Source organism: Psychromonas sp., from assembly GCF_983033635.1.
Genome location: NZ_CEZLMY010000208.1, coordinates 1 through 5,345, shown reverse-complemented (window position 1 = coordinate 5,345; position 5,345 = coordinate 1). Strand labels below are relative to the sequence as shown.

The window sequence follows — 5,345 nt, the reverse complement described above, 5'->3', positions numbered from 1 at the left end:
GGCAAATTTAACGGCTCATGTAACAAAATGTGTTGAGCACAGTGGTGTTACATCCGCTATTTTGCCTTATTCAAAGAAATAAAAAGTCGACTGAGCACTGTCTTGAAAAACACAAATTACTTGCTTAAATCAAAAAGTGGATTATTCTTTCTACAGTTATAAAGACTCTGTCGTGATTGAATTTAAACATTAAAGTGACTAGTTACATAGTTTTTTTATGCGCCTATACTGAATTGCTGAGTATTCAATAGTACTACTAAATTTGGGAGATGGAACTTCATGAACACTGCGCCTCCTATCATCAGGTTTACAACTAGCACTTCTTTGAGTGAGCTTACCGATGGTCTAAAAAGTGTGATCAGTGAAGGATGCAAAAGTATATTACTGTTTACCTGTATTGATAACGGCTACGACGAACAACAAACCAATGTGATATTGGCCGAATGTTCGCTGCCAATATGTGGTGGAATGTTTCCGCAAATTATACTGCAAGAAAATACCTATTCTCAAGGCGCTATTATTTTGGGACTTATGTTTGAACCTGCAATTACAAACTACACTATGTTGTCGACCTCTAACTCCGATCTCAAAAGTTATATCGACGAAAATAGTAAAAATATTGATGACTATCAAAATTTCATAATCATAGCTGACGCTTTTTGCAGTGCGAATGAAAATTTTACTGACGAATTTTATGATTATATCGGTTCAGGAATAACTGTAGTTGGAGGTGGGGCTGGCTCATTGGATTTTGTCCCCCGCCCATCTATTTATAGTAACCAAGGATTAATTAGTGACACGATACAAGTTATTGCCGTTCCTTATGCAATAAACAACGAAGTGGGACATGGTTGGGAAATTCTAGATGGTCCCTATTTAGTGACAGCTTCAGAAGGACATTATGTTCACTCTCTGAATTATATATCTGCCTTCGAGTTGTATCGTGATGTAATAAAAAATGTCGGTAACAAGACCCTGAAACAAGAGGATTTCTTCGATACATCTAAACAATTTCCATTAGGAATCATGTCGTTAGGCGGGGAGTTGTTAGTTAGAGATCCGATTCAGAGTGACGGTTCTTATTTAGAGTGTGTGGGTAATGTGCCCGTTAATTCTACGGTATATTTGCTCAAAGGTGAGCGGGACAAAATGATCCTGTCGGCGGCAAAAACAGCCCAAGCTCTTGGTAAGACAGATAAATCGAAAACACTATTGCTTTTTGATTGTATTAGCCGAGGGGTGTTTATGGGAGATGACATTAAACATGAACTCAAGGCTATTCAACAACATTTACCAGAATCCTTTTTGGTCGGAGTGATGAGTCTTGGTGAAATTACAAATACCCAAAGTGGAGCAATTCGTTTGTTAAATAAATCGACTGTTATCGGTTCTTTTTAGGAATGAAGGATAATTTTTGCTTATGAATACTGCGATGCACATTATTTCAATTCAACATCAGTTGGTTCTAGGCATCGGCAATACCACCGATCTGAAAGAAATGTTACACCAATTTTTACAGGTGTGCAGTTCACGATTAGAGCCGACTAGTACCCATATTTTTCTTTTCCAAGATCCTGACAATAACCCTATTCATGGACAACTATTAGACATTGGGATAAGCCTAAAGCATTATTTGAGTTTGCCTCGCCAAAAAAAAGGCTCTCCTTGGTGCAAAAACCAACAACTAGTTAGTATCGTATACGAGTTTTCCCAGACTAACGATCAAAACATGGTTATAGAAATCGAATCGGATTTATACCACTGTTTTAAGATTGATCACATTGGCGTATTAATCATTGAGCATAAAGAACTGCTAGAGCAGACCATTCAAGCAGCCTTGACTCCGGTACTACAAAAATTGGCAACAAGTTGCACTGCGTCGATTGATCATCAAGCGCTTATTCAAGAAATTAAAACTCGAAAGAAGGTCGAAGAAAAAATTCGTTACCAAGCATCCCATGATCATCTTACGGGTCTTTGTAATCGAACAGAAATAGAACGACGTTTGAGGAAAGCAATAAAATATTGTGAAAAAAGCAACGAGACAGGTGGGTTACTGTTGATTGACCTAGTTCACTTCAAGAATATCAATGATGTGATGGGGCACCATGTAGGTGATGAGGTTTTGCGGCAGGTAGCCATGAGACTAAAAGATGTAGTGAAATGTGACTATACAGTGGCACGATTTGGCGGTGACGAATTTATTATGCTGCTAACTCAGCTTTCTTCTGATCACTGCAAAGTGACGTCTATGATTAATGTCATGATTGATCGCGTTGTTTCAGCTATTGAAGAACCCATTGAAGTGCAAGAAGGTACATTTTCTCTTTCCTGTTTTATAGGGTATGAGACGTTTAACGATAGCAGTAAAACAGTCAACGATATCATTAAAAATGCAGATATTGCCATGTATGAAGCGATAAAAACAGAGGGTGTCAAGGGAATCGCTTATGAATCTAAAATGTCCGAATCGTTGAATAATCGCCTGAATTATACAGCGCAAATTGAAAATGCATTAAAAAATAACGAGTTTGAACTTCATTATCAACCTCAATTTGATCATCTGAAAAATATTATTGGTGCCGAAGCTTTATTGCGTTGGAATAATCCTGTTCGTGGTTATGAATCTCCCGCTGTATACATTCCTATAGCGGAAGAAAGCGATCTTATTGTGCGAATTGGTGACTTTGTACTGAACCAAGCATGTAAAGACATTAAGGTTATTGAGAAAATGAAACTGCCAGATTCTTTTAAGCAAGTGTCCATCAATGTTAGCGCCAAACAAATCGCAAAAAATGACTTTGTAGATATCGTTATGTCAGCTATTGAGCGTAACGAAATACGACCAGCTAGCTTAAAACTAGAAATCACTGAAAGTATTATGATGGGCAATATTGAGCACTCGATAAATCACTTAGAAAAGCTACGTAAATATGGAGTGGAATGTGCCATTGATGATTTCGGTACTGGCCATTCTTCATTGAAATATTTAAAACGTTTGCCTGCCAGTTTACTCAAAATCGATCGCGCTTTTGTCAGCGATATTCATAATGATGATGATAATTACGCTATCGCAAATATGATTATTGACTTGGGTAAAAGTTTGAACATGGAAATCATCGCAGAAGGAGTGGAAAGTCAGAAAGAATTAGATTGCCTGATCAAATTAGGATGTTATCAATATCAAGGATACTATTTTAGTCGGCCTTTACAGTTTAATAAATTCGCCGAACTTATAAAAGAGAATTTAGCAAAGCGCCTCTCTTTGCGAGTAGCGGTTTAGTAAAATTGGCCACATGTTTAGAGGTGATATGTGTAGTGACCAACAAAAATTGGCCAATTTTATAGAGCTATTAAGTAAAATAACCTAAGTCGCTTTGTGCCCCTTTCCGCCTTAGAAAGCTAACTCGCAAACGCCCCCATAGCGAGTTACAAACTACAAATTTGTGGCCTATTTTACTTGGCCACAACAAGAGTGTGATCTAATAGCTGATTCAACTTTTTGAAGTCTGCTATGTCATTTATCGAACACTTTTCAATTCTTGATGACCCACGCAAATATAATAAGGAGATCTCGAGATATCCTGTTAACGTGCCTGTCCCTTTAGGAAAAGATCTGCTATTCTTTTCCTGTCTTTAATAACCAAGAAGGAATAAATGATGATTGTATTGAAAGCTGCTAACTGGGCTCGAAACGCTTAATTCGAAAAATCGAACACCTTTCTTGCCCGGTAATTAAACCGGGGGATATACATACCTGTCTGCTTTCTGCAGATGGTTCAAATACCCCTTATAAAATAATACTTTGATGTAATTCTTTCCGAGAATAATTGCGTCTGGGGTTTAAAATTATGATCACACATTTAACACTTAGCCAGCTTGGTTGGCGACCATTTTTTCAACAACAACTTACCTTAGAAGAGTATGAAGGCACTGTGTTTGCTCGCGTTACAGAGCATCACCGTTCGGGCTTTAAACTCGCATCAGAAATAGGCGAGATTACACTGAGCGCTTCTCCTTCACTGCCGCATATTACGGTAGGCGATTGGGTACTGCTTGATAATGAACGTCATTTTATACGCTGTCTTGACAGATTGTCTGAATTTAGCCGTAAGGCCGCCGGCAGTAAACTTGCGGCACAGCTCATTGCCACTAATGTTGATAGTGCATTTATTGTAAGTTCACTCAATCACGATTTTAACTTAAGTCGTATTGAGCGTTTTCTCACTCTAACCAATGAAGCGGATGTTGAGCCTGTTATTGTTTTAACTAAAGCAGATCAGTGCCAAGATCCTAGAGAGTATATCCAGCAGATCCATCGCATCAACCCGATGTTAATGGTAGAAACGGTTAATGCACTGGATAGTGAAAGCGTGCAAGCACTCGCCCCTTGGTGTGGAACAGGAAAAACCATCGCCTTTATCGGTTCATCTGGCGTGGGTAAATCCACACTGATTAATACCTTGTTAGGTGATGAAACCCAACAAACTAGCGGTATTCGTGAAGATGATAGCAAAGGCAGGCACACTACCACAGGGCGTTCACTGCATATAATGCCCACTGGCGGTCTGCTGCTGGATACGCCTGGAATGCGCGAATTGCAGTTAACTGCTTGTGCTGAAGGGGTTGCTGAGACATTTTCAGATATCACTGAACTGGCAAAACAGTGCAAATTTGGTGATTGTCTGCACCAAAGTGAACCTCAATGCGCTGTGCAAGCGGCCATTGAATCGGGAGCGTTGGAAGAGAGGCGTTTCAGCAATTATCAGAAACTGCTTCGCGAACAAGCACGCAATGGTGCCAGCTTAGCGGAAAAAAGAGCCAATGATAAAGCGCTTCAGAAGTATTATAAAAGCGTAATCAATGAAAACAAAAACCTTAAAATGAGATAGTACTCTGAATAAGGTAATGACGTGATTTAATGGGTTCCCCCACCCCTGCATAACGGGCCCAATAATAAGTACCACCACACGACTCCATTGCCACAAAATGTTAATGGGGCCGCGTCTTGCCTTTTGCTTCTAACTCGTTTTAGGGGGAAAGCGAGTTAGTTTTCTAAGGCGCAAACGCCCCCATAGCGCCTTAGAAACTAAAAATAAGTGACTAAATTAACTTGGCCACTGCTATGCTCGCTTTCGGGAAAAAGCGAGCGTGGTGATTTTTACTAGCTGAGGCGCTTTACGGCAAAACAAGTCAGAAAGTATAATTAATTTACCTCTAAACGAGTGACCTAAATTGCTGTACCACTACAATATCGCAACGCATCAAGGCTTCCTGTATTTAGCCGTTGTAATGGACTTATATTCGCGCCGCATTGCTGGCTGGTCTATTGCTGATAATATGCG

General features: G+C 39.5%; 3 protein-coding genes. All 3 read left to right on the top strand.

The features are described 5' to 3' along the window. The first annotated feature begins 279 nt into the window (after nucleotides 1-279). The 3 genes from AC4GME_RS16955 (at nucleotide 280) to rsgA (ending at nucleotide 4,892) form a co-directional block, all read left to right on the top strand. The gene (locus tag AC4GME_RS16955; protein ID WP_490377895.1) at nucleotides 280-1,398 is read left to right on the top strand and encodes an FIST signal transduction protein; all 1,119 of its coding nucleotides are present in this window, start codon (nucleotides 280-282) and stop codon (nucleotides 1,396-1,398) included. 22 nt (nucleotides 1,399-1,420) lie between these two features. Continuing rightward, a complete protein-coding gene (locus AC4GME_RS16950; RefSeq protein ID WP_490377894.1) occupies nucleotides 1,421-3,283 on the top strand; it encodes a putative bifunctional diguanylate cyclase/phosphodiesterase in 1,863 nt (620 codons plus the stop codon). A gap of 568 nt (nucleotides 3,284-3,851) precedes the next feature. Beyond that, on the top strand, nucleotides 3,852-4,892 hold the full coding sequence (gene rsgA, locus AC4GME_RS16945) for a ribosome small subunit-dependent GTPase A (protein ID WP_490377893.1): 1,041 nt from the start codon (nucleotides 3,852-3,854) through the stop codon (nucleotides 4,890-4,892). Nucleotides 4,893-5,345 lie beyond the last annotated feature (453 nt).

Excerpts from the sequence above, each read along its gene's own strand:
- AC4GME_RS16955 (WP_490377895.1), top strand. The coding sequence starts at position 280 with ATGAACACTGCGCCTCCTATCATCAGGTTTACAACTAGCACTTCTTTG.
- AC4GME_RS16950 (WP_490377894.1), top strand. The coding sequence starts at position 1,421 with ATGAATACTGCGATGCACATTATTTCAATTCAACATCAGTTGGTTCTA.
- rsgA (WP_490377893.1), top strand. The coding sequence starts at position 3,852 with ATGATCACACATTTAACACTTAGCCAGCTTGGTTGGCGACCATTTTTT.